At 39.9% G+C, this 19,607-nt stretch carries 22 protein-coding genes and 1 riboswitch; of the genes, 1 reads left to right on the top strand and 21 read right to left on the bottom strand.

The window, feature by feature from the left end; genetic code table 11:
- Nucleotides 1-198 precede the first annotated feature (198 nt).
- From ACQ5H4_RS11465 to ACQ5H4_RS11395, 15 genes are all read right to left on the bottom strand, one after another.
- Nucleotides 199-528, bottom strand: coding sequence for a YuzK family famiily protein (locus ACQ5H4_RS11465; protein WP_430775048.1), 330 nt, complete (start codon nt 526-528; stop codon nt 199-201).
- 50 nt (nt 529-578) lie between these two features.
- A complete protein-coding gene (locus ACQ5H4_RS11460; protein WP_430775047.1) occupies nt 579-950 on the bottom strand; it encodes a carboxymuconolactone decarboxylase family protein in 372 nt (123 codons plus the stop codon).
- A 116-nt stretch (nt 951-1,066) separates the two neighbouring features.
- The gene (locus ACQ5H4_RS11455; protein WP_430775046.1) at nt 1,067-1,915 is read right to left on the bottom strand and encodes a MetQ/NlpA family ABC transporter substrate-binding protein; all 849 of its coding nucleotides are present in this window, start codon (nt 1,913-1,915) and stop codon (nt 1,067-1,069) included.
- 11 nt (nt 1,916-1,926) lie between these two features.
- Nucleotides 1,927-2,595 (bottom strand): methionine ABC transporter permease, encoded by a 669-nt coding sequence (locus ACQ5H4_RS11450; protein ID WP_430775045.1) that lies wholly within the window; start codon nt 2,593-2,595, stop codon nt 1,927-1,929.
- Nucleotides 2,588-3,613 (bottom strand): methionine ABC transporter ATP-binding protein, encoded by a 1,026-nt coding sequence (locus ACQ5H4_RS11445; protein WP_430775044.1) that lies wholly within the window; start codon nt 3,611-3,613, stop codon nt 2,588-2,590. Before ACQ5H4_RS11445 ends, ACQ5H4_RS11450 begins: the two co-directional genes overlap by 8 nt.
- Before the next feature lie 179 nt (nt 3,614-3,792).
- A riboswitch (SAM riboswitch) is annotated at nt 3,793-3,898 on the bottom strand.
- A 107-nt stretch (nt 3,899-4,005) separates the two neighbouring features.
- The gene (locus ACQ5H4_RS11440; RefSeq protein WP_430775043.1) at nt 4,006-5,319 is read right to left on the bottom strand and encodes an O-acetylhomoserine aminocarboxypropyltransferase/cysteine synthase family protein; all 1,314 of its coding nucleotides are present in this window, start codon (nt 5,317-5,319) and stop codon (nt 4,006-4,008) included.
- A gap of 106 nt (nt 5,320-5,425) precedes the next feature.
- Nucleotides 5,426-5,776 carry a hypothetical protein gene (locus ACQ5H4_RS11435; RefSeq protein ID WP_430775042.1) on the bottom strand — a complete coding sequence of 117 codons (351 nt, stop codon included), beginning with the start codon at nt 5,774-5,776 and terminating at the stop codon, nt 5,426-5,428.
- A gap of 245 nt (nt 5,777-6,021) precedes the next feature.
- Entirely contained in the window at nt 6,022-6,327 is a 306-nt protein-coding gene (locus tag ACQ5H4_RS11430; protein WP_430775041.1) for a thioredoxin family protein, read from the bottom strand.
- 14 nt (nt 6,328-6,341) lie between these two features.
- Complete coding sequence (locus ACQ5H4_RS11425) at nt 6,342-6,698, bottom strand: toprim domain-containing protein (RefSeq protein ID WP_430775040.1); 357 nt, start codon at nt 6,696-6,698, stop codon at nt 6,342-6,344.
- Nucleotides 6,699-6,825: 127 nt separating this feature from the next.
- The gene (locus ACQ5H4_RS11420) at nt 6,826-7,065 is read right to left on the bottom strand and encodes a YusG family protein (protein ID WP_430775039.1); all 240 of its coding nucleotides are present in this window, start codon (nt 7,063-7,065) and stop codon (nt 6,826-6,828) included.
- Nucleotides 7,066-7,164: 99 nt separating this feature from the next.
- Nucleotides 7,165-7,548, bottom strand: a complete 384-nt coding sequence (gene gcvH, locus ACQ5H4_RS11415) for a glycine cleavage system protein GcvH (RefSeq protein WP_430775038.1) — start codon at nt 7,546-7,548, stop codon at nt 7,165-7,167.
- Nucleotides 7,549-7,583: 35 nt separating this feature from the next.
- Nucleotides 7,584-7,946 carry an arsenate reductase family protein gene (locus tag ACQ5H4_RS11410; protein ID WP_430775037.1) on the bottom strand — a complete coding sequence of 121 codons (363 nt, stop codon included), beginning with the start codon at nt 7,944-7,946 and terminating at the stop codon, nt 7,584-7,586.
- A gap of 144 nt (nt 7,947-8,090) precedes the next feature.
- Entirely contained in the window at nt 8,091-9,875 is a 1,785-nt protein-coding gene (locus ACQ5H4_RS11405; protein WP_430775036.1) for an acyl-CoA dehydrogenase family protein, read from the bottom strand.
- 218 nt (nt 9,876-10,093) lie between these two features.
- Entirely contained in the window at nt 10,094-11,269 is a 1,176-nt protein-coding gene (locus tag ACQ5H4_RS11400; RefSeq protein WP_430775035.1) for an acetyl-CoA C-acetyltransferase, read from the bottom strand.
- A 45-nt stretch (nt 11,270-11,314) separates the two neighbouring features.
- Nucleotides 11,315-13,699 carry a 3-hydroxyacyl-CoA dehydrogenase/enoyl-CoA hydratase family protein gene (locus ACQ5H4_RS11395; protein ID WP_430775226.1) on the bottom strand — a complete coding sequence of 795 codons (2,385 nt, stop codon included), beginning with the start codon at nt 13,697-13,699 and terminating at the stop codon, nt 11,315-11,317.
- Nucleotides 13,700-13,922: 223 nt separating this feature from the next.
- On the opposite strand from ACQ5H4_RS11395, the gene ACQ5H4_RS11390 reads away from it, so the two are divergent.
- Nucleotides 13,923-14,054, top strand: coding sequence for a YuzL family protein (locus ACQ5H4_RS11390; protein WP_160546284.1), 132 nt, complete (start codon nt 13,923-13,925; stop codon nt 14,052-14,054).
- Between the two features lie 63 nt (nt 14,055-14,117).
- On the opposite strand, the gene ACQ5H4_RS11385 is transcribed toward ACQ5H4_RS11390, so the two are convergent.
- The 6 genes from ACQ5H4_RS11385 to ACQ5H4_RS11360 all read right to left on the bottom strand — a co-directional run bounded on the left by ACQ5H4_RS11385 (nt 14,118) and on the right by ACQ5H4_RS11360 (nt 19,573).
- On the bottom strand, nt 14,118-15,035 hold the full coding sequence (locus tag ACQ5H4_RS11385) for a proline dehydrogenase family protein (protein ID WP_430775034.1): 918 nt from the start codon (nt 15,033-15,035) through the stop codon (nt 14,118-14,120).
- 599 nt (nt 15,036-15,634) lie between these two features.
- Nucleotides 15,635-15,883 (bottom strand): YusU family protein, encoded by a 249-nt coding sequence (locus ACQ5H4_RS11380; RefSeq protein WP_430775033.1) that lies wholly within the window; start codon nt 15,881-15,883, stop codon nt 15,635-15,637.
- Complete coding sequence (locus ACQ5H4_RS11375; RefSeq protein WP_430775032.1) at nt 15,880-16,677, bottom strand: IucA/IucC family C-terminal-domain containing protein; 798 nt, start codon at nt 16,675-16,677, stop codon at nt 15,880-15,882. The genes ACQ5H4_RS11380 and ACQ5H4_RS11375 overlap by 4 nt, the downstream gene beginning before the upstream one ends.
- On the bottom strand, nt 16,670-17,491 hold the full coding sequence (locus ACQ5H4_RS11370) for an ABC transporter ATP-binding protein (RefSeq protein WP_430775031.1): 822 nt from the start codon (nt 17,489-17,491) through the stop codon (nt 16,670-16,672). The genes ACQ5H4_RS11375 and ACQ5H4_RS11370 overlap by 8 nt, the downstream gene beginning before the upstream one ends.
- Before the next feature lie 25 nt (nt 17,492-17,516).
- Nucleotides 17,517-18,572 (bottom strand): FecCD family ABC transporter permease, encoded by a 1,056-nt coding sequence (locus tag ACQ5H4_RS11365; RefSeq protein ID WP_430775030.1) that lies wholly within the window; start codon nt 18,570-18,572, stop codon nt 17,517-17,519.
- A complete protein-coding gene (locus ACQ5H4_RS11360; protein ID WP_430775029.1) occupies nt 18,569-19,573 on the bottom strand; it encodes a FecCD family ABC transporter permease in 1,005 nt (334 codons plus the stop codon). Before ACQ5H4_RS11360 ends, ACQ5H4_RS11365 begins: the two co-directional genes overlap by 4 nt.
- Between the last annotated feature and the right edge of the window lie 34 nt (nt 19,574-19,607).

Below are 19,607 nucleotides of genomic sequence, written 5' to 3'. Positions count from 1 at the left end.
TTTTCATTCTCATTTTATTCTCATTACAATCTTATAACAAATGAAATGTGATATCAACTCTTATGAACCTCATCTCGACATATTACCTACCTATTTTTTTCTCCGACTATCTTTTCTATGTACGATACCACTGGCTCAACAAAAAAACCAGTGGAATTCACCACTGGCTCTTTTTTCTTCTATATAATATACAAGCTACTAGGCATGAACCCTACGATCCAAATCAGCAATCATTCTTTGACTATGCAGATAGTTTTGTTGCCTTGCTTTTTCAATTTTCATTCTAACCTTATGCCTTCGACTGTAGGTTTCAAATCCCACTCCATGAGCTGCATACATCGCCTTTTCCATCTCACTCGTGTAGTTCAACCTTAGTTGACTGATAATGAATCCATCCCTTCCAAATATCGCTTTATTCGACTTTCTTTGGTCACATCTATCGTAACACAGGTCAATTCTTTGGAACAAAGCCGAAAAAACACGATAATTAAGGATGTATACAGCTAAGACTTTGTTAGAAAAACTCACCTTATGATTTCCAGTGTTTTCTAGCCAAATACTCTCGATAGGAGCTTAACTCACTGTTTTAATTGATTAAAATCATCCATTGTATTTTGGACAAGTGTAACAGCCTGGCTCAGAGCGGCTCCACCACCAAACGCCGCTGTAACGCCCACTGCTTCAAGAATTTCTTGCTCAGTTGCCCCTTGATCCATACATCCTTTGATATGGTAGATGATGCAATATTCATCCTGAGAATATAAGCTAATTCCTAATGCAATTAATTGCTTTTGTTTTTGAGACAAGACTCCTTCTTTAAAACATGCTTCTGTGAATGAATTAAAATGGCTAGCGATATCTGGCATTTTTTGCGTAAACGTGCCAAGTCCTAGTTTATAATCATGTAGAGCTTCTTCACTCGGATTATTTGCAATAAATCCTTGATCCATTTGTCCCACTCCAGTCTTTAAGTTATGTAGTATCACATCTGTTAGTATCCTTGAAACAACACAAATTATTACAAAAAAAAAACAGATGCCTCTTTAAGAGACATCTGCATTTCTTATTATTCTGATACAGGTACTACAGCACCTTTATACTTTTCAAGAATGAAATCTTGAATTTCTTTTGAGTGTAACACTTCTACTAAAGCTTTAATTGCTTCAGAGTTTTCGTCGTCTTTACGTACTGCGATTACGTTTACGTATGGAGACTCTTTGTCTTCGATTGCGATTGAATCTTCAATTGGGTTCAGACCTGCATCAATTGCATAGTTTGAGTTGATAAGTACTGCATCACCTTCATCATTGTTATAAATTTGCGGTAATAATGATGCTTCATACTCTGTGTCAAAGTGAAGGTTTTTAGGGTTTTCTGCGATATCTTCAACCGTTGCTTCTACATTGTTTACGCCTTCTTTAAGAGTAATTAATCCCTCTTTTTCAAGCATGGTTAAAATACGACCGTGGTCTGCTACTGAGCTGCTCATGATGATATGTGCTCCTTCAGGAAGGTCATCTAAGCTCTCGTACTTTTTAGAGTACACACCCATTGGTTCGATATGAATTCCACCAGCATTAGCAAAATCATAGCCATGCTCTGCCATTTGAGACTCAAGGTAAGGAATGTGTTGGAAATAGTTTGCATCAAGATCACCAGATTCTAACGCTTGGTTAGGTAGGATGTAATCTTGGAACGTTTCAATCTTTAATTCAATTCCTTTTTCCTCTAAAAGTGATTTTGCTTCTTCTAGAATTTCAGCATGAGGTACGTTAGAAGCTCCCACTACTAATTCAGTCGTTTCTGCTGCTTCTTCACCTTCACCACCGTTTGACTCATCATCATTTGCTGTACCGCAAGCTGCTAGAACTAAAGCAACTGCTAATGATAAAAATAAGCTTAAAAATTTCTTCATTTTTGTCTCTCCTATCTTTTATCTAGTTTTGATGTTATAGAATCTCCAATAAATTGGATAATAAACACAATTATTAAAATGATAACAGTAGCCACAAGGGTTACGTCACTACGACTTCTTTGGAACCCTTCGAGATATGCTAGGTTTCCTAAACCACCCGCACCAATCACACCAGCCATTGCTGTATAACTCACCAAAGCAATAGCCGTAACCGTAATACCAGATACTAAAGCTGGCAATGATTCAGGAATAAGCACCTTAATGATAATCGTGCTAGTTTTAGCACCCATTGATTTAGCTGCCTCAATAACTCCTTTATCAATCTCACGCAATCCGATTTCCACCATTCTCGCGTAAAACGGAGCGGCACCAATAATTAATGCCGGTAAAGCTGCATTCTCACCAATCATCGTATCTAGTATAAGCTTTGTAAAAGGAATCAAAAGAACAATTAATATAATAAAGGGAATCGAGCGGAAGACGTTCACGACAGAACTGATCACTTTATTCACTAATCTATTTTCCCAAATATTACCCTTAGCTGTTAAAAATAATAAAAGTCCTAAAATTAAACCAAGAACAAATGTAATAACAACTGATATAGCTGTCATATACAGGGTTTCATTCGTTGCTTCAATCATTTTTTCCCAGTTCACGTTTGGTAAAAGTGTCTCAAGCATTCGAAATCACCTCCACTCCAACCTGTTGTGATTCGATATATGCAATGGCCTTTGAAAGCTCTTCCCTTTCCCCATCTAAGTGGATGAAAAGCGTTCCATAAGAACCATTTTGTGTTTGTGATATTTTCCCTTGCAGGATATTTACAGTTACCTCGTAATGGCGAATAAGGTTCGTAATCAGCGGTTGCTCTGCTGCTTCTCCAACAAAACCTAGTTGAACGACTGTACCATGCGGATACAGTTCTAATAAGTGTTCAATTGTTTCCTTCGTTTCTTCAGGTTCTGTTACTTGCTGAACAAATCGTTTCGTAATTTCTTCCTTAGGGTGCTTAAATACGTCAAGTACTGGGCCGAGTTCAACAACCTTTCCACCTTCCATAACAGCTACACGATGACAAATCTTTCTGATGACGTGCATTTCATGAGTGATAAGGACGATGGTTAAACCTAAACGCTTATTAATATCAACTAATAGCTCTAGAATCGAATCTGTTGTTTGTGGATCAAGAGCAGATGTTGCCTCATCACAAAGGAGAACTTTGGGATTGTTAGCAAGTGCTCTCGCAATTCCTACTCTTTGTTTTTGCCCACCACTCAATTGAGAAGGGTAAGCGTCTTCTCTTCCTTCTAATCCAACCAAACGAATAAGCTCGTCTACTCTTTTCATTCTTTGCCCTTTAGGAACTCCTGCAATTTCAAGTGGAAATGCAATATTTTCTCTTACTGTTCGAGACCATAAAAGGTTAAAATGTTGGAATATCATGCTTATTTCCTGTCTAGCTTTACGAAGGCTACTACCTTTAATTTTCGATACTTCATTATTTGCCACAATAACGGATCCCTCAGTAGGAATTTCTAACCCATTCAGCATACGAATAAGCGTACTTTTCCCTGCGCCACTATAACCAATTACACCGAAGATTTCTCCTTCAGTAATTTCTAAGTTTACATTATCAACAGCCGTTACTTTTCCTTGTCTTGAAGAATAAATCTTTTTTACGTCTTTTATCGAGATCAAAGGTTTCTCCCCCTTCCATTTCCGATTATTCTGATAAAACTACATGCTGTCATGCTACAGAAAGGTACAATACAACTTAGGTTCTATCATCCGGTTCATTCCTATTCGAATGAGAGCACTCTAAATGAACATAAAAAAAACCTTTCTGCATGAGCAGAAAGGCAGAAAGTATCACCTTTCTCTCATCTATCAAAGCAATACGCTTTGTGTGAATTGGCACCATTTCAATATTTTGACGGTTGCCGGGCTTCATAGGGCACATCCCTCCACCTCTCTTGATAAGAGCTTATCAATCTATATGAACTTTTTTAGTTGTAGTCTTAATCACGAGTGCTATCGTATCATGGAAAAACGGGAGTGTCAACGATAAATTTCGACAAAAATCTTATGGATTACACATGGCTAGTAAGCGAGGTTTTCCCTGTCGCTAATGTAATCGCTTGCTCTAAATCTTCAACTAAATCCTCCACATTTTCAATCCCGATCGAAAGACGAATTAAATCCTCTGGAACGCCTGCTGCTTTTAACCCCTCTGTGTCAAGCTGTTGATGAGTTGTGCTTGCAGGATGAATGACTAAGCTTTTTGCATCACCAACATTGGCAACATGTGCCCAAAGTTTGAGACTATTTATAAACGTTGCTCCAGCCTCTCGCCCTCCGTCGATTCCAAAGACAACGACAGAACCTGCTCCTTTAGGTAAGTATTTCTTCGCAAGCTCGTAGTCTGGATGCTTCTCATTTCCTGGATACATCACCCAATTAACCGCAGGATGTGCTTCTAGATACTCTACGATCTTCTTCGTATTTGCCACATGCTCCTTCATTCTCACATGCAAAGTTTCTAAACCTAGAGTGAATTGAAAGGCATTTTGAGGGCTTAATGCTGGACCTAGATCACGTAGCAATTGAACTCTTGCTTTTACAATATAAGCTGCAGCACCAATTGCTTCACTATATACAATATCATGATAGCTGGCATCAGGGGTTGTAAATCCAGGAAACTTCGCCGAATTCCAATCAAACTTTCCGCCATCCACGATAATACCCCCAAGAGTTGTACCATTCCCTAAAAGCCATTTTGTTGCCGAATGAATAACAATATCCGCACCATGCTCGATTGGACGACATAAATAAGGAGTCGCAAAGGTATTATCGATAACAAGAGGAATACCTGCCTCATGTGCGATCTTTGCGACATTTTCGAAATCCAGAATTCGCAAGCTTGGGTTTCCAATGGTCTCTGCAAATATCGCCTTTGTTTTCTCTGTAATAGCTTGCTTAAAATTCTCTGGATTGGTTGAATCCACAAACTTCACATTGATACCATATTTAGGTAATGTTATAGCAAATAGATTATATGTACCTCCATATAGATTCGAAGCTGCAACGATTTCATCCCCTGCTTCAGCCAAATTTAGGATCGCCAGTGTAATCGCTGCCATTCCGCTCGATACAGCGAGTGCTCCTACTCCACCTTCAAGGAGGGCCACTCTTTCTTCGAACACAGTAGTAGTTGGATTATGAATGCGTGTATAAATATATCCCGGTTCAGCAAGTGCAAAGAGATTAGCAGCATGTTCAGTGCTTTTAAATTGATAAGCATTGTTTTGATAGATCGGTACTGCTCTTGCTCCTGTAGTAGGATCTGGACTTAATCCACCATGGACACCTAGTGTTTCTAACCGATACTTCTTCTGTTCTGTCATACCAGTCCCTCCACCACTCTTTATAAGAATTTTTATTAATCACGTAGATGATGGTATCAGGGTAAAATTGACAAGTTAATAATATTTTAGAAAGTTCAGAAAAATTTCAAATATTATTGGCATGCTTATATGGCTTTACTAAAAAGAACAAAGTTTCTAAGTATAAAGCTGTTCTAAACGTAGATTGTAAGGAAATTAAATTTGATAATGTTGCTTGTCTGAGTTTGATTTCCCCACGGAGCAAGGATATAATATCTTCCTTCTTTCCTTGAAGATGTGCGGCAATATGATGATGATCTTTTTCGAATAGAAGTTCAACTTTCCCCTTATTTATATGGATAAAGAAGGCCTCATCTTCTGATCTAATACAAATAACAACGGGTGCCTTCTTTAAAAAAGGCAGTAAATGACTACGGTTATTCCATTCATTCACTGTTCTTTGTAACTGAACAAGCATCGGTCTTCCTCCTCTAAATATACGGATACATATATATTCCACTCTGAGAGAAGGCTTACCTTTAATATCTTTTCGACAAATTTTCGGGGCGTTTGTCAGGGGTACCTAACAAGCTTTGTATCGAATGCTGTAGTTAGAGTTCATTTCCCGAGAAATATGTCACCTTTTTGAACGAAATTGCTTTTACTGTCGAAGGGATTCGTGCATCCGCAAATAAAAAAAATCAGACTAGTACCGTCTGATTCCTAAAATGATTTTAAACTTTCATATAAAAATGGTACCGATTGAAAAGCATAAATTTTGTTAACTAGTTTATTGTTTCTTATAACAAGTAAACAGGGAACAGACTCAATCGAATATTGCTCAGCTAACGCTGGAACAAAATTCAGATCTGCCTTTAACCAGTTATGTTGTGGCAATAGCTGTTCAACGACCCTGAGCATTTTTCCTGCTACTTGGCATGTACCACATAATGGTGTGTACAAGTAGAGAAATTTTGTTTCCTCAACCGAGAGGAGCCGTTCCCTGTTACTATCTAGCAATTCTTGCATGTTGTTACCCCTTCTTACACTTTGTCTAAAAATTGCGTAAAGACGTCGATGTTTGCCCCTAACAACACAGTAGCTAAATGATGTTCTGGTGCGGTTGCGACCTCCCTGTAAGTTCGATCGATGTATAAATGGTCTGCTTCAGGAAATTCCCGTTTGAATAGTCTTCGAAGCTTTTCTCCCGCTTCATCAGCATCAACTAGGATATAGACATCCTTTCCAAACAAATCATCAATGATTTCATCGAGCTTCGAAAGGGATATCGTTCCATTCGTACAAATAATGTCTACAGGCTCCTTAATAACCTTTTGCACCTTCTTTTTGTCTGACGTACCTTCTACTATAATTACTTTTTCAGGTCTCACTTCAGTCATATGCATCACCTGTGAACATGTTGTATTTTCTTTACTTTATTCATTATTCTCGAAAGAGGTGTACAATTCCTCTAACTATTTACGATTATAAAAAAATAAACAGCGGAAAAAAACCGCTGCCCTTTGATTAACACCATCCACCTTCATCACAATCCGTGTATCTTGGTTCGTCACTGGATGGAGTGGATACAAGTTGAAAAATCTTCTCTCCAGCGTTTTCAAAATGATGCTCAAGTTGCATATCACTTCCACTCGGTAAAGTTACCTTTCCGATTCTCTCATTTTCTAGATAAAGCACAATTTCGCCATTTTGAAGTTTTCCAACAACACGGTCTGTAATATCTAATTTTCCTTGCTGCAAAGTCATGTTGTTTGCCACCCTTTCTTTACTATCTTAGGAGTAGCATGCCCATATTTGCTAGAAAAAAAAGAGACAATAAAAGACACCTAAAAGGTGCCTTCTGTATTAGTCTTCGTTAATCATTTCTTCATATTGCTCAGCTGTCATTAGATTATCCACTTCACTTGCATCAGTTGGCTCAACAACAATCATCCAAGCTTTTTCGTATGGTGACTCATTAACGAACTCTGGGCTGTCGTTTAAATCTTCGTTTACTTCTACTACTTTTCCGCTTACTGGAGCATAAAGTTCAGATACTGTTTTAACAGATTCAACGCTACCGAATGGCTCATCAGCAGTTACTGTGTCACCTATTTCTGGAAGTTCAACAAATACGATGTCACCAAGCTCTGATTGAGCGAAATGTGTAATACCGATACGAACGGTACTTCCTTCTGTTTTTACCCATTCATGTTCTTCAGAATAACGTAGATCCTTTGGTGTACTCACGATAAAACCCTCCATTATTATGTATTAATTGTTGGTTACTTTGTAAGCCATACTTTTTCATAGTCTGCTTCCTTAAAGCCAAGCGTTACTTTCTCTCCATCTGTTAGCAATGGGCGCTTGATTAACATTCCGTCTGAGGCAAGAAGCTCAAGAAGCTCGTCCTCTGAAGATGTTGCCATTTTATCTTTCACACCAAGCTCACGATATTTTTGTCCGCTCGTGTTGAAGAATTTTTTCAGCTCAAGTCCACTTGCTTTATAGTAGGATTCAAGTTCCGCTTTTGAAGGAGGCTGCTCTACGATATGTACCTCTTGATACTCAATATTGTGAGAATCCAGCCATTTTTTTGCGTTTCGACAGGTTCCACATTTCGGATACCAATAGAAGGTCAATGCCATGTTACCACCATCCTTTTACACTTTCAATTGCATATTAACATAATTAGGTACAAATTCATAACTTTGACTACGAAAATTTCGGGGAATTTCTCTGTTTACGAACGAATCCCCCCTTCATCTATTTAAAGGGGGGATTCACAGTACTTATAGGACAAATTTTTCTGCTTCGATTAGTTTTTCTGATGCTTCACGCTTTTTCGCAATGACGTTGATTGGTGTGTGTCTTGTAAATTTGCGAAGGGCGGAGATCATCATGCGCAGTGCGTCACCTGTTTCAGTTGCAACAAGTGTTTCTTTTGCATGCTGCTCGATTTCGTTGAACGCTTCTTGACAGAAAATTTGTGTGTATAAAAGCTTTTGCTTGCCCTTTTCTTCCCCGTCCTTAGCGATTGCTTTTTCTGTTCGTAGAACGACTGATTCCATCGCATAAGCATTCGATACGATATCGGCGATGTTTACTAAGATTTCCTGCTCACGCTCTAGTCCTTTGCCAAACTTTTGAGCCGCTAAGCCTGCCGCAAGAAGGCCGATTTTCTTCGCATTTTTCACTAAATACTTCTCTTGAGCTAGCGGCTCATCTCCTGGCTCTTCTGGCATAAGCATCATGAGCTCTTCTTGAAGGGCTTGCGCTTTCTGGAATAATGGTAGCTCTCCTTTAAATGCTTTTCTTAAATAAGTGCCAGGAACTAATAGACGATTGATTTCATTTGTTCCTTCAAAAATACGGTTAATTCTAGAGTCGCGGTACACTCGTTCAATTTCATACTCGCTCATAAAGCCGTAACCACCGTGAAGCTGTACCCCTTCGTCCGCTACGTAATCCAACACTTCCGTCGCGAAGAATTTATTCAAAGAACATTCAATTGCGTATTCAGCAATCGATGCTGCTACCGCTTTTCCATTTTTCACTTCTTCATCCGATAGCTTGCTCATGCGCTCTTCAAATAGACCAACAGTACGGTAGACAGAGCTTTCTGCCGCATAGATTTTGGAAGCCATGGTGGCTAATTTTTCTTTTGTTAAATTAAATTGAGATAGCTTTGTTTTAAATTGTTGACGTTGGTTTGTGTACTTAGTCGTAATTTCAAAAGCGGCCTTAGAACCTCCGACTGCCCCCACCCCAAGCTTATAACGACCAATATTTAAAATGTTAAAGGCAATAATATGACCTTTGCCGTACTCTCCTAATAGGTTTTCAACCGGTACTTGAGCATCTTCTAAAATTAAAGTACGAGTGGAAGAACTCTTAATCCCCATTTTCTTTTCTTCTGGACCAACAGACACTCCTGAAAACTTTCTTTCAACGATAAAAGCTGAGAAATGCTCGCCATCAATTTTTGCATAAACAACAAATACATCGGCAAAGCCTGCATTGGTAATCCATTGCTTTTCTCCATTAAGCACATAATGCGTTCCTTCTGCATTCAAGACAGCCGTTGTTCTTGCCCCTAATGCATCTGAACCTGAGCCTGGTTCTGTTAATGCATAGGCAGCTAACTTTTCCCCAGTGGCTAGTGTGGGTAAGTATTTTTGCTTTTGATCTTCGTTCCCAAACAATACGATTGGCAGCGATCCGATTCCAACATGGGCACCATGTGAGATCGAGAAACCACCCGCACGCGACATTTTTTCTGCAATTAGTGCAGAGCTGATTTTATCAAGAGCCAAACCGCCATACTCTTCCGGAACGTCTGCCCCTAGAAGACCGAGTTCACCAGCTTCTTTTAAAAGCTTTACCGAACGGTCAAATTCATGGTTTTCAATATGTTCCACTTGAGGGAGAACTTCATTCGTGACGAAATCTTCCGTCATTTTTGCGATCATTTTTTGCTCATCTGTATAATCCTCTGGCGTAAAGACTCGATCATATGAAACATCTTCGATTAAAAAGCTTCCACCTTTAATTAATTTATCTGTGTGATTAGTCATCTTTTTTCCTCCGTTCTATTATAAAGGCTGTTTTCGTAAAGTTTGTTGTTTTGGAAAAATCCCAGAAGCCGGATTTTTCCCCTCATAACGCTGAGTTTATTGGTCTTTTTGGAGAGTAGCTCTTTTCTAAGGATGATAAAATCCTGATTGGCTTCTGAAACCTATAGTTTAATTCTGAAAAAGTGTGTATATAGCAACAATGTTTTAGAAAAGAGCCATCATAAAAGTTCGAACACACCGGCAGCACCCATGCCGCCTCCGATACACATCGTAACAACCCCGAATTGTTGATTGCGTCGCTTCATTTCATGAATAAGAGAAAGGGTTAGCTTCGCACCGGTACAGCCAAGTGGGTGACCTAGTGCAATCGCTCCTCCGTTCACATTCACCTTTTCCTCATCAATTCCCAGCTCACGAATGACTTGAATGGATTGAGAGGCGAACGCTTCATTTAGTTCAAATAATCCGATATCCGATAGCTCTAATCCAGCAAGCTTTAATGCTTTAGGAATGGCTACAACTGGACCAATCCCCATAATTTCAGGTGGCACAGCTCCAACAGCGAATGATCGGAATTTGACAAGCGGTGTGAGTCCCCCAGCTTCTGCCTTTTCACGATCCATAACCATGACGGCTGCGGCTCCATCACTTGTTTGCGAAGAATTCCCTGCAGTAACAGTTCCTGTTACCGAAAAGGCCGGACGAAGCTTTGCTAATGTTTCTACCGTTGACTCAGGACGAACTCCCTCGTCTTGACTAAAAACGAATGGATTTTCGATTAGTTTATTGTCTTTTCCAACCGAGCGTAGAATTACGTCTACTGGTACAATTTCATCAACAAACTTTCCTTCTTGAAGAGCTTTTGCTGCTTTTTGGTGACTTCTTACCGCAAAAGCATCCTGATCTTCACGAGAAATTCCAAATTTTCTTGCTACCTCTTCTGCTGTGTGCCCCATTCCCATATAGTATTGTGGAGCTGTCTCAGCCAGTTTGACATTTGGTCTTACTACATGACCCATCATCGGTACTAAGCTCATTGATTCTGCTCCACCAGCAATAATGGTGTCGGCATGACCAATCATGATCTTTTCTGCCGCGTAGGCAATCGATTGAAGCCCTGATGAACAATAACGGTTGATCGTGATTGCAGGAACTGTATCAGGAAGCCCTGCAAGTGCTCCAATATTTCTTGCCATATTTAACCCTTGCTCGGCTTCAGGCATAGCACATCCGATAATTAAGTCATCAATATTTCCATCGTAATTTCCTGCTCGCTTTAAGGTCTCTTTTACAACCAGTGCACCAAGATCATCAGGTCTAACACTGGCAAGCGACCCTTTTTTTGATTTTCCGACTGGAGTTCGTGCCCCAGCAACGATAACCGCTTCTCTCATCACGTTCCCTCCGCTTCCTATTTATGTTATAACTCTATCAATCTATCAGTTTCGCAATGGTTTTCCTTTTAGAAGCATATGCTGCATTCTTGCTTGCGATTTCGGTTCTGCAATTAAGCTCAAAAATGCCTCTTTTTCAAGGTCAAGCAAGTATTGTTCATCAACTTCCGTTCCAAATGGAACCTTTCCGCCCGCAATCACATAAGCTAGTTTCTTTGCAATTCTCAAATCATGCTCTGAAATATATCCGGAGTAATACATCGTTTGCGCCCCTAGAAGTAAGGTCGCGTAACCCGTTTCACCGACGACTGGAATCTTCTTTCGGACTGGTGGCTTATACCCTTTGTCATAAAGAGCTAGAACAGCCTGCTTTGCATCATAAAGCTGATGGTCTCCGTTTACACTGACAGCATCTGCTTTATTCAAAAAGTTGTTTTCACGCGCTTCGTCTCCCGACGTGGACACCTTTGCCATCGCAATCGTTTCAAACACTTTATTTGCCACGTTTTGTAGGTCAAATGGAACTCCGTTTGGCATGCTGTTTAAAAACTTCATGTATAGCTCTTTGTTACCGCCACCACCAGGAATAAGACCTACTCCTACTTCCACAAGCCCCATATAGGTTTCCATTGTCGCTTGAATATGCGCAGCTGGTAGACAAACCTCTGTACCACCACCTAGGGTCATTGCAAATGGTGCGGCAACGACTGGTTTTGTACTGTACTTAATTTTCATCATCGCTTGTTGGAAGTGACGAACGACCATATCAATTTCAAAAATATTATCATCCTGTGCTTCCATAAGAATCATGGCAAGATTTGCCCCAACGCAGAAGTTTTTCCCTTGGTTCCCAATCACCAAGCCCTTGAAATTCTTTTCCACTTCTTCAACCGCAAAATTAATCATTTGCACAATATCGAGCCCAATCGCATTACTTTGTGAGTGGAATTCTAGAAGAGCTACTCCATCCCCAAGATCAATCAAGCTTGCACCACTATTCTTCTTAATAACGCCCCGCTGTTTTTTAATTTTTTTCAGGTTGATCACCTTTGGGTTTTCTTCTACAAGCTTGTAATCACCATTGGTATAGAAGAAGAGTTCACCGTTTTCTTTTTCCTGATAAAAGCTGGAATGACCATTTGCTAGCATTTCCTTTACCCAGCTTGGAACAGTGAGACCATCCTTCTCCATTTTGGCAATTGATGTTTCTAGCCCAATGGCATCCCATAGTTCAAATGGACCTTGCTCCCAGCCGAAGCCCCATTTCATGGCACGGTCAATCGCGACAATATCATCGGCTATCGTACCGAGTAAATCCGCAGAATACACAAGTACCGGACTAAAAATTTTCCATAGTAGTTCTCCTGCTCGATCGTTTGCATATACAAGCGCTTTCATTTTATTAACTAAGCCTTTTTCCTGTTTGCTCATTTCAATGGAAGCGGTTTTTAATTTTTTTCTTTCCACGTATTCAAGAGTGGCCGGATCTAATTCGAGTATTTCTTTTCCCTTTTTCAGGAAGAATCCTTGACCAGATTTACTTCCAAGCCAGCCTTTTTCAAGCATTTGATTCATGAAGGTGGGTACTTCAAATACTTCTTTCTCTGCACCATCCACTTGGTCATACACATTTTTTGCTACATGCGCAAATGTATCTAGCCCAACCACATCCAATGTACGGAAGGTTGCACTCTTTGGTCGTCCGATAAGCGGTCCTGTTACAGAATCCACTTCTCCAACACTGTATCCACCTTTTAACATTTCCCTTACTGTAACTAACAGACCGTACGTACCAATCCGGTTCGCGATAAAATTTGGCGTGTCCTTAGCTACAACCACACCTTTTCCGAGAATATCTTCCCCGTACTGCTTCATAAAATAAAGTACATCGGGGGAAGTATGTTGAGTTGGAATGATTTCTAAAAGCTTTAAGTATCTAGGTGGATTAAAAAAGTGAGTACCAAGGAAATGCTTTTGGAAGTCATCAGAACGACCTTCTGCCATCGCTTCTACAGAAATACCTGATGTATTTGAGCTTACAAAGCTACCTGGCTTTCGATACTGATCAACCTTCTCGAAAATCTGCTGCTTAATGGCTAAGTTTTCAACAACTACTTCAATGATCCAATCAACTTCGCTTAGTCTAGATAGATCATCTTCAAAATTTCCTGCTTCGATGAGGGCTAAATTATTTTTTGAGGTTAATGGTGCAGGTTTTTGCTTTAACAGATTTTGTAAAGCTTTTTGGCTGATTCGATTTCTGACCGCTTTATCTTCTAGTGTTAACCCCTTTTTCTTCTCGTCATCAGTAAGTCCGCGCGGAACAATATCTAATAGCAATGTTGGAATCCCGATATTGGCAAGGTGTGCGGCAATACCAGACCCCATTACCCCTGAGCCTAAAACGGCAGCTTTTTTAATTTGTTGGATCAACTCTTGTCTCCCCCTTTAGCATTTTTGAGTGGATTCGATAGTTTGAATGAACACTCATTCATTTTTAATTACTTTTATCATAAGATATTTAAAAATTTTACGCAATCCTTTGTCGTTGAAATTTGAAATTTTTTTGAAATTTACATTATTTTATGCGACCAATAGAATCCTATGATTGTGGATATGTTATACACGAGGAAAAAAGTTTGGGGGTGTACACATGGCAAAGATGAAGAAAAACCCATCAAAGGCTGGCGTAAGTGCCGCTAGTGTTAAGGGTGATGCTGGCCCAACTGTTGAAAATGATGGTGGCGGCAAACGAAACAGCCAGAACAACCAGTATAAGAGATAAATATGAATGTACCCGCACTGGATTTGGTGTCGGGTACATTTTTTTGGGGACAATTTCCCTTGCTTATTTTTTAAACATTCCCTTTAATACAAAAGCAACATTCGCTGGGCGTTCGGCTAGGCGGCGCATGAAGTAGCCGTACCAGTCGGTTCCATACGGGACGTATACTCTCATTTTGTAACCTTCCTTTACTAGCTCAATTTGCCGTTCTGGTCGGATGCCGTAAAGCATTTGGAACTCAAATTGGTCGTTACTGATGCGATTGGTCTTGGCGAGCTGCTTGGTGTATTCAATGATTGCATCATCGTGAGTCGCAACGGCGGTGTAGTTTCCGTTTAACATATGCAACTTAATAATCTTTTTAAAATTATCATCAACTTCTTTTTTATCTGGAAATGCTACTTGTGGGGATTCTTTGTATGCCCCCTTCACAAGTCGTAAATTCGGATGGTACTCATTCAGCTCCTCGATATCCTTTTCCGTTCGATATAAATAGGCCTGAATGACTGTACCAACATTGTCATATTCACTTTTTAATTGCTTAAAAATATCGATCGTTTTCTGCGCACGAGAGTAGTCTTCCATATCTATCGTTACGAACACATCGTTCTTTTTCGCCGCTTCTAGTATTCTTCTCATATTGTGAAGAACAACGTCGTCTGAAATATCTAATCCCATCGACGTCATTTTTAATGATAATTGTGATTGAAGTTTTTCCCGTCCGATTGTCTCTATCGCAAGTATTGAGTTGTCGGCCATTTCATTTGCTTCTTTCTCATTGTCGACAAATTCTCCTAAATAATCAATTGTAACAAGTAGACCTTTTTGGTTGAGATCTTGAATAACTCGTGTTGCAAGTTCAATCGATTCACCCGCAACAAACCGTGACGCACCGAATCGTAATCCATATCGCTTGGCTAGTTTCATTAATGCTCGATTTTTAGAAAGGAATAAAAAGAAATCTCTCATCAGTTGTTCCATTGTGATATCCCTCCTACAAGCGTTTACTATAGCTATATGAAAAGGAAAAGCAAAGCGTTTCTTACTGTCATTTTATGTACTGTTATTACTGATGTTGATTTCACTGTGTTTAAAAAATAACCGGAAAAATTCCGGTTAAATTGGGAAATACCCATATTTCCTAAAGAATAAGCGGAGTTTTTCCGTTTATGTGAACCAAATCTTTGAATTTCGGCTTATTTAGAGCAGTTAACCGGAATTCCTCCGCTTATCTCTGCTTCTTAAGCCTCCTTTATATACATTAGCCGGAAATTCTCCGCCTATTAATTTCTCTTACCTATACGAAATCATCTATGAATAATTACAGAACCAAAGTCCAAAGAAAAGCGTGGTTTTGTAAATAAAAAACAGCATTTTGCAGTCCCATTTGCGAGGTAACAGCTGTAACCTTACATTTTGATATACAAATTGGACTACAGTTTTACGCCTATTTTTATAATTATTCGCGTTATATCAATAAAAATGACCATCAAACTCACATACAAATTGATGGTCATTTTTATATACATTTTGGATTTTTGTGACAGGTAATAGGACGCGTTACCAAGTTGGACTCGGTTTTATCTCTTCGCTTGTCTGTGTGCTTCGTTTAATTCTTTGATTTCATTAATTGTTTCCTTAATCTCATTCTTAGCATCAGGATACGTGTCGTTCCAATGTTTAACAAGAACTGGCATTGATTTACTCATGTGAGAGTAAAGGATCCAAGCCTTCACTTTTTCCACATGATCCGCATCTGCCTCACCTAGTAATAACTCGGTATATTTGGTTAGTAATCCATTGATCTTTTCATCTAGATTATCGCTCACGAGTTCCCTCCGTTCTTATGTACCTTTTTTGGTCGATTACAAGTTTGTGGACAAATTTTACAACGGTCCGGTGTTCCAGTTAAGGCATAAAAGAAGCAGCATGTGGTACGTACACGAACTTCTTCTCCAAGCTCAGGAATATAACGTTTATCATGAAAATGTCTTTTAATGGGGTTTTCATGATAATGTCCAAACAATGATCCAGGTGCAAGTTGAGCAATGAACTGTAAATCCTCCACTGCACGCCCACGAACCTCTTCATCTTCATGTTCAGCTAACACGGTTTCATACAGCCAGAAAATATAAATCGCAATATTTTCCCATAGTACGAGTTTGGATTGTTTTGACTCCATTTTCACACTCTCCACAATGGGAGTAACGATATTGGAGAAAAAGTCAGCGATGGCTTCATATCTCCATTGGTCTCTATCACCAGTAGGTTCACTGATTCTCCACTCTGAGAAATAGAACGTCGGAAGCCAAAGTGGATCTTGTTCGTCTGTTTGAAGATGCATATGTTCAAGCTGGATATGAAATCGTTTGTTAAAAGCGGTCATCGCATACAAATAAATGGCTGATAAAAAAGCATATCTTTTAATAAACATGGAAGCTGTCACTTTTATATTAGGCGACCCAATGTGGTCAGAAGCACGACTAATAAAGGTTCGAAGTTGATCTTTTTGAATTAGCTCATTTAACGTAATCGATAGATCAGATTCCTGATGCACTTTTTCCAAGGTAAATCGGTAATTCTTCAGTTGACTTAATTCGGTTTCTGAAAAAATGTTATCCATTGACTGCTCCTGCCTGTCTAAATACCGTTCTTCCCTTTCCATATGGAATGCAAAGTGGCGTCCCGAATAATGGGTCAATAGATATTTCGCAATCCATTCCGAATACTCTCTTCACAAGGCCTCTTGTCACTACATCCTCGGGCTTACCCATTGCTGCTATTTTCTTGTCCTTTACTGCCACGATATTATGGGCATAACGACACGCTAAGTTTAAGTCATGAAGGACCATCACGATCGTGCGATTTTCCCTCTCATTCAGCTCAAATAGTAAATCTAGGATTTCAATTTGATGGGTCATATCTAAATAGGTGGTTGGTTCGTCCAGAAGAATAAAGTCCGTATCCTGTGCTAAAGTCATCGCAATCCAAGCTCTTTGACGTTGACCACCTGAAAGAGAGTCCACTGACCGTTCCTTTAAATCGAGCAACCCGGTGGCTTCAAGTGCTTTATAGACCTTCTCTTCATCCTCACTAGACCATTGCTTAAGCCATGTTTGGTAGGGATAGCGTCCTTGTTTCACCAACTGAAGAACCGTTAAACCTTCAGGTGCAACCGGTCCTTGCGGCAACACGGCCATTTGCTTTGCGACATCCTTTGAGGACATTTTTACAATCTCTTTTCCATTTAATACGATTTCCCCGCTTTTGGGCTTTAATAACCGAGCAATCGACCGTAAAAGAGTGGACTTTCCACATCCATTGCCACCTATGAATACAGTAATTTCGCCTTTTGGGATCGTCAAATCTAATTCATCTATAATGATGGAGTCACCATATGATAGCGTTAATTGTTTTGTTTCAATGGCTTTTTTCATCCTTATTTGCACTCCTTCCCTGACATTATGCATTTCTTGTTTTAAAAAGAAGATAAATAAAGTACGGTGCACCGATACCTGCTGTAAACACACCTGCTGGAATCTCTAATGGAGAAAACATGGTTCGGCCAATCAAGTCGGCCACCATAACCAAGATGGCACCGATCAAAGCGGAAACCGGAAGTAATGCCCCATAAACTGAACCCACTAGACGTCGAGCCATATGGGGTGCCATGAGACCAACAAATCCAATTCCTCCGGCAAAGGCAACAGAACTTCCTATTAAAGCTGTGCTTATGAGCAACAGCATAAATCTTAGTTTTTGCACAGAAGTCCCTACACTTGTGGCTACATCATCACCTAATCCTAGGACATTCACTTTTCTAGCCATAAAAAAGGCAACTAACATAAGAGTCAATGCCCACGGAACAATCGTAAACACATTGGTCCAAGTGGAGCCATGGACCGTTCCTGTGATCCAAATATTTGCTTGGCTTGCCCGGTAAATCGGGCCAAGGAGCATCATCATCGTAGTTAATGCTTGGAAAAGGGCTGATAAACCGATCCCAATTAATACAAGACGAACCGGGGACACTCCGTTTTTCCATGCAAAGATATAGACGAGTAGGCCTGCAACAGCCGATCCAATAAAAGCTGCAAGCGGCATCCATTGAATGCTAACCGTTAACGCATTGCTATCATTACTAAAGATGGCCAAAAATAACACAACGGCTGTTGATGCTCCACCAGTAATCCCCAGAATATCTGGGGACGCTAGAGGATTTCTAATCATCCCTTGCAAAATGCCCCCAGCTACAGCCAATGACATACCAACGACTAAAGCGACAATGATCCTTGGTAGACGAAAGGATTGAACCACGAGTTTTTCCATTTCGGTTCCCCCGCCAAAGAAAACCGAGACAACCGTGACAGGGTTTATTTTCATATCACCTAAACCAGTACTAATAATGAAAACCACCATTGTCACTAGCAGCAAGCAAAGCATGACAAAGCTTGCTTTTCTATCTATTAATATAGACACTTTCCCTTGAAACCATCGAAGATTTTGATATTGCTTCACTTTGCGTTAAACCCCCTTCTAGCAATATAAATAAAGAAAGGAGTCCCTATGATCACTGTCATTACGCCGACTGGTACTTCCTCAGGCATAATAACATACCTTGCAAGAATATCAGCCAAAAGCAAAAGAATGGCTCCTAAAAATGCGGAATAAGGAATAACCCATTTATGATCAATTCCAACAATACTTCTTGTTATATGTGGAATCACAATCCCAATAAACCCCACAGGACCAGCTACTGCTACGGACCCACCTGCTAATAAAATGACCATTAAACCAATTCCAATTTTTAATAACCCCGTTCGAATGCCAAGTGCTTTAGCCACATCTTCTCCCATAGATAAAACATTAAGCTTGGAAGCGAGAAGTAACGCACCAACCCATCCAACGACGAAGTAAGGGATAACAGACACAAGAATTTCAAGCTTTCTCCCTTGAATAGAACCAGCTAACCAAAACAATACTTGTTCGAGTGCAACTTCACTTAATACAAGAAAACCTTGTGTAAAGGAGGAAAACATCGCAGCAATGGCAGCACCAGCCAATGTTAGCTTCATCGGGGTGAGCCCTTCTCGTCCGAGCGACCCGATGAAATAGACGCTGATGGCAGCAACCGCTGCACCTAGAAAAGCAATCCACGCAAAGGCTTGTAAATGACTGATTTGAAAAAGTGATATGGCAATAACCACCGCAAAACCTGCTCCAGCGTTAATACCAAAAATGCTCGGTGACGCCAATGGATTCTTTGTTAATGTTTGCATTAAAGCACCAGCGATGGCGAGACTACTCCCCACTGCCGCTGCAATTAATGCTCTTGGCAATCGAACGGTTTCAATCACTAAATGCTCGTTTGATCCATTATTGTTTTGAAAGGCTTCCCATGCCATTTTCCACGAAGTATCGGTATATCCATATACAATGCTTGCACCTATTAAATAGAGAAATAATAAAACGATAAAAATGAGTCCGGCGATTCTTTGAGAATTATTTTTTAACAGCATCCTTCTTAATCCTTTTCTACATATTGTTACTGCT

This window comes from Bacillus coreaensis (assembly GCF_050586445.1).
Classification (GTDB): domain Bacteria; phylum Bacillota; class Bacilli; order Bacillales; family Cytobacillaceae; genus Robertmurraya_A; species Robertmurraya_A coreaensis.
This window is presented reverse-complemented; position numbering and strand designations above follow the sequence as displayed.

What these genes read in the sequence shown, in the direction of transcription:
- ACQ5H4_RS11460 (WP_430775047.1), bottom strand. Translation starts at nt 950, where the DNA reads ATGGATCAAGGATTTATTGCAAATAATCCGAGTGAAGAAGCTCTACAT.
- ACQ5H4_RS11455 (WP_430775046.1), bottom strand. Translation starts at nt 1,915, where the DNA reads ATGAAGAAATTTTTAAGCTTATTTTTATCATTAGCAGTTGCTTTAGTT.
- ACQ5H4_RS11450 (WP_430775045.1), bottom strand. Translation starts at nt 2,595, where the DNA reads ATGCTTGAGACACTTTTACCAAACGTGAACTGGGAAAAAATGATTGAA.
- ACQ5H4_RS11440 (WP_430775043.1), bottom strand. Translation starts at nt 5,319, where the DNA reads ATGACAGAACAGAAGAAGTATCGGTTAGAAACACTAGGTGTCCATGGT.
- ACQ5H4_RS11435 (WP_430775042.1), bottom strand. Translation starts at nt 5,776, where the DNA reads ATGCTTGTTCAGTTACAAAGAACAGTGAATGAATGGAATAACCGTAGT.
- ACQ5H4_RS11430 (WP_430775041.1), bottom strand. Translation starts at nt 6,327, where the DNA reads ATGCAAGAATTGCTAGATAGTAACAGGGAACGGCTCCTCTCGGTTGAG.
- ACQ5H4_RS11425 (WP_430775040.1), bottom strand. Translation starts at nt 6,698, where the DNA reads ATGACTGAAGTGAGACCTGAAAAAGTAATTATAGTAGAAGGTACGTCA.
- ACQ5H4_RS11420 (WP_430775039.1), bottom strand. Translation starts at nt 7,065, where the DNA reads ATGACTTTGCAGCAAGGAAAATTAGATATTACAGACCGTGTTGTTGGA.
- ACQ5H4_RS11410 (WP_430775037.1), bottom strand. Translation starts at nt 7,946, where the DNA reads ATGGCATTGACCTTCTATTGGTATCCGAAATGTGGAACCTGTCGAAAC.
- ACQ5H4_RS11405 (WP_430775036.1), bottom strand. Translation starts at nt 9,875, where the DNA reads ATGACTAATCACACAGATAAATTAATTAAAGGTGGAAGCTTTTTAATC.
- ACQ5H4_RS11400 (WP_430775035.1), bottom strand. Translation starts at nt 11,269, where the DNA reads ATGAGAGAAGCGGTTATCGTTGCTGGGGCACGAACTCCAGTCGGAAAA.
- ACQ5H4_RS11390 (WP_160546284.1), top strand. Translation starts at nt 13,923, where the DNA reads ATGGCAAAGATGAAGAAAAACCCATCAAAGGCTGGCGTAAGTGCCGCT.
- ACQ5H4_RS11385 (WP_430775034.1), bottom strand. Translation starts at nt 15,035, where the DNA reads ATGGAACAACTGATGAGAGATTTCTTTTTATTCCTTTCTAAAAATCGA.
- ACQ5H4_RS11375 (WP_430775032.1), bottom strand. Translation starts at nt 16,677, where the DNA reads ATGGATAACATTTTTTCAGAAACCGAATTAAGTCAACTGAAGAATTAC.
- ACQ5H4_RS11370 (WP_430775031.1), bottom strand. Translation starts at nt 17,491, where the DNA reads ATGAAAAAAGCCATTGAAACAAAACAATTAACGCTATCATATGGTGAC.
- ACQ5H4_RS11360 (WP_430775029.1), bottom strand. Translation starts at nt 19,573, where the DNA reads ATGCTGTTAAAAAATAATTCTCAAAGAATCGCCGGACTCATTTTTATC.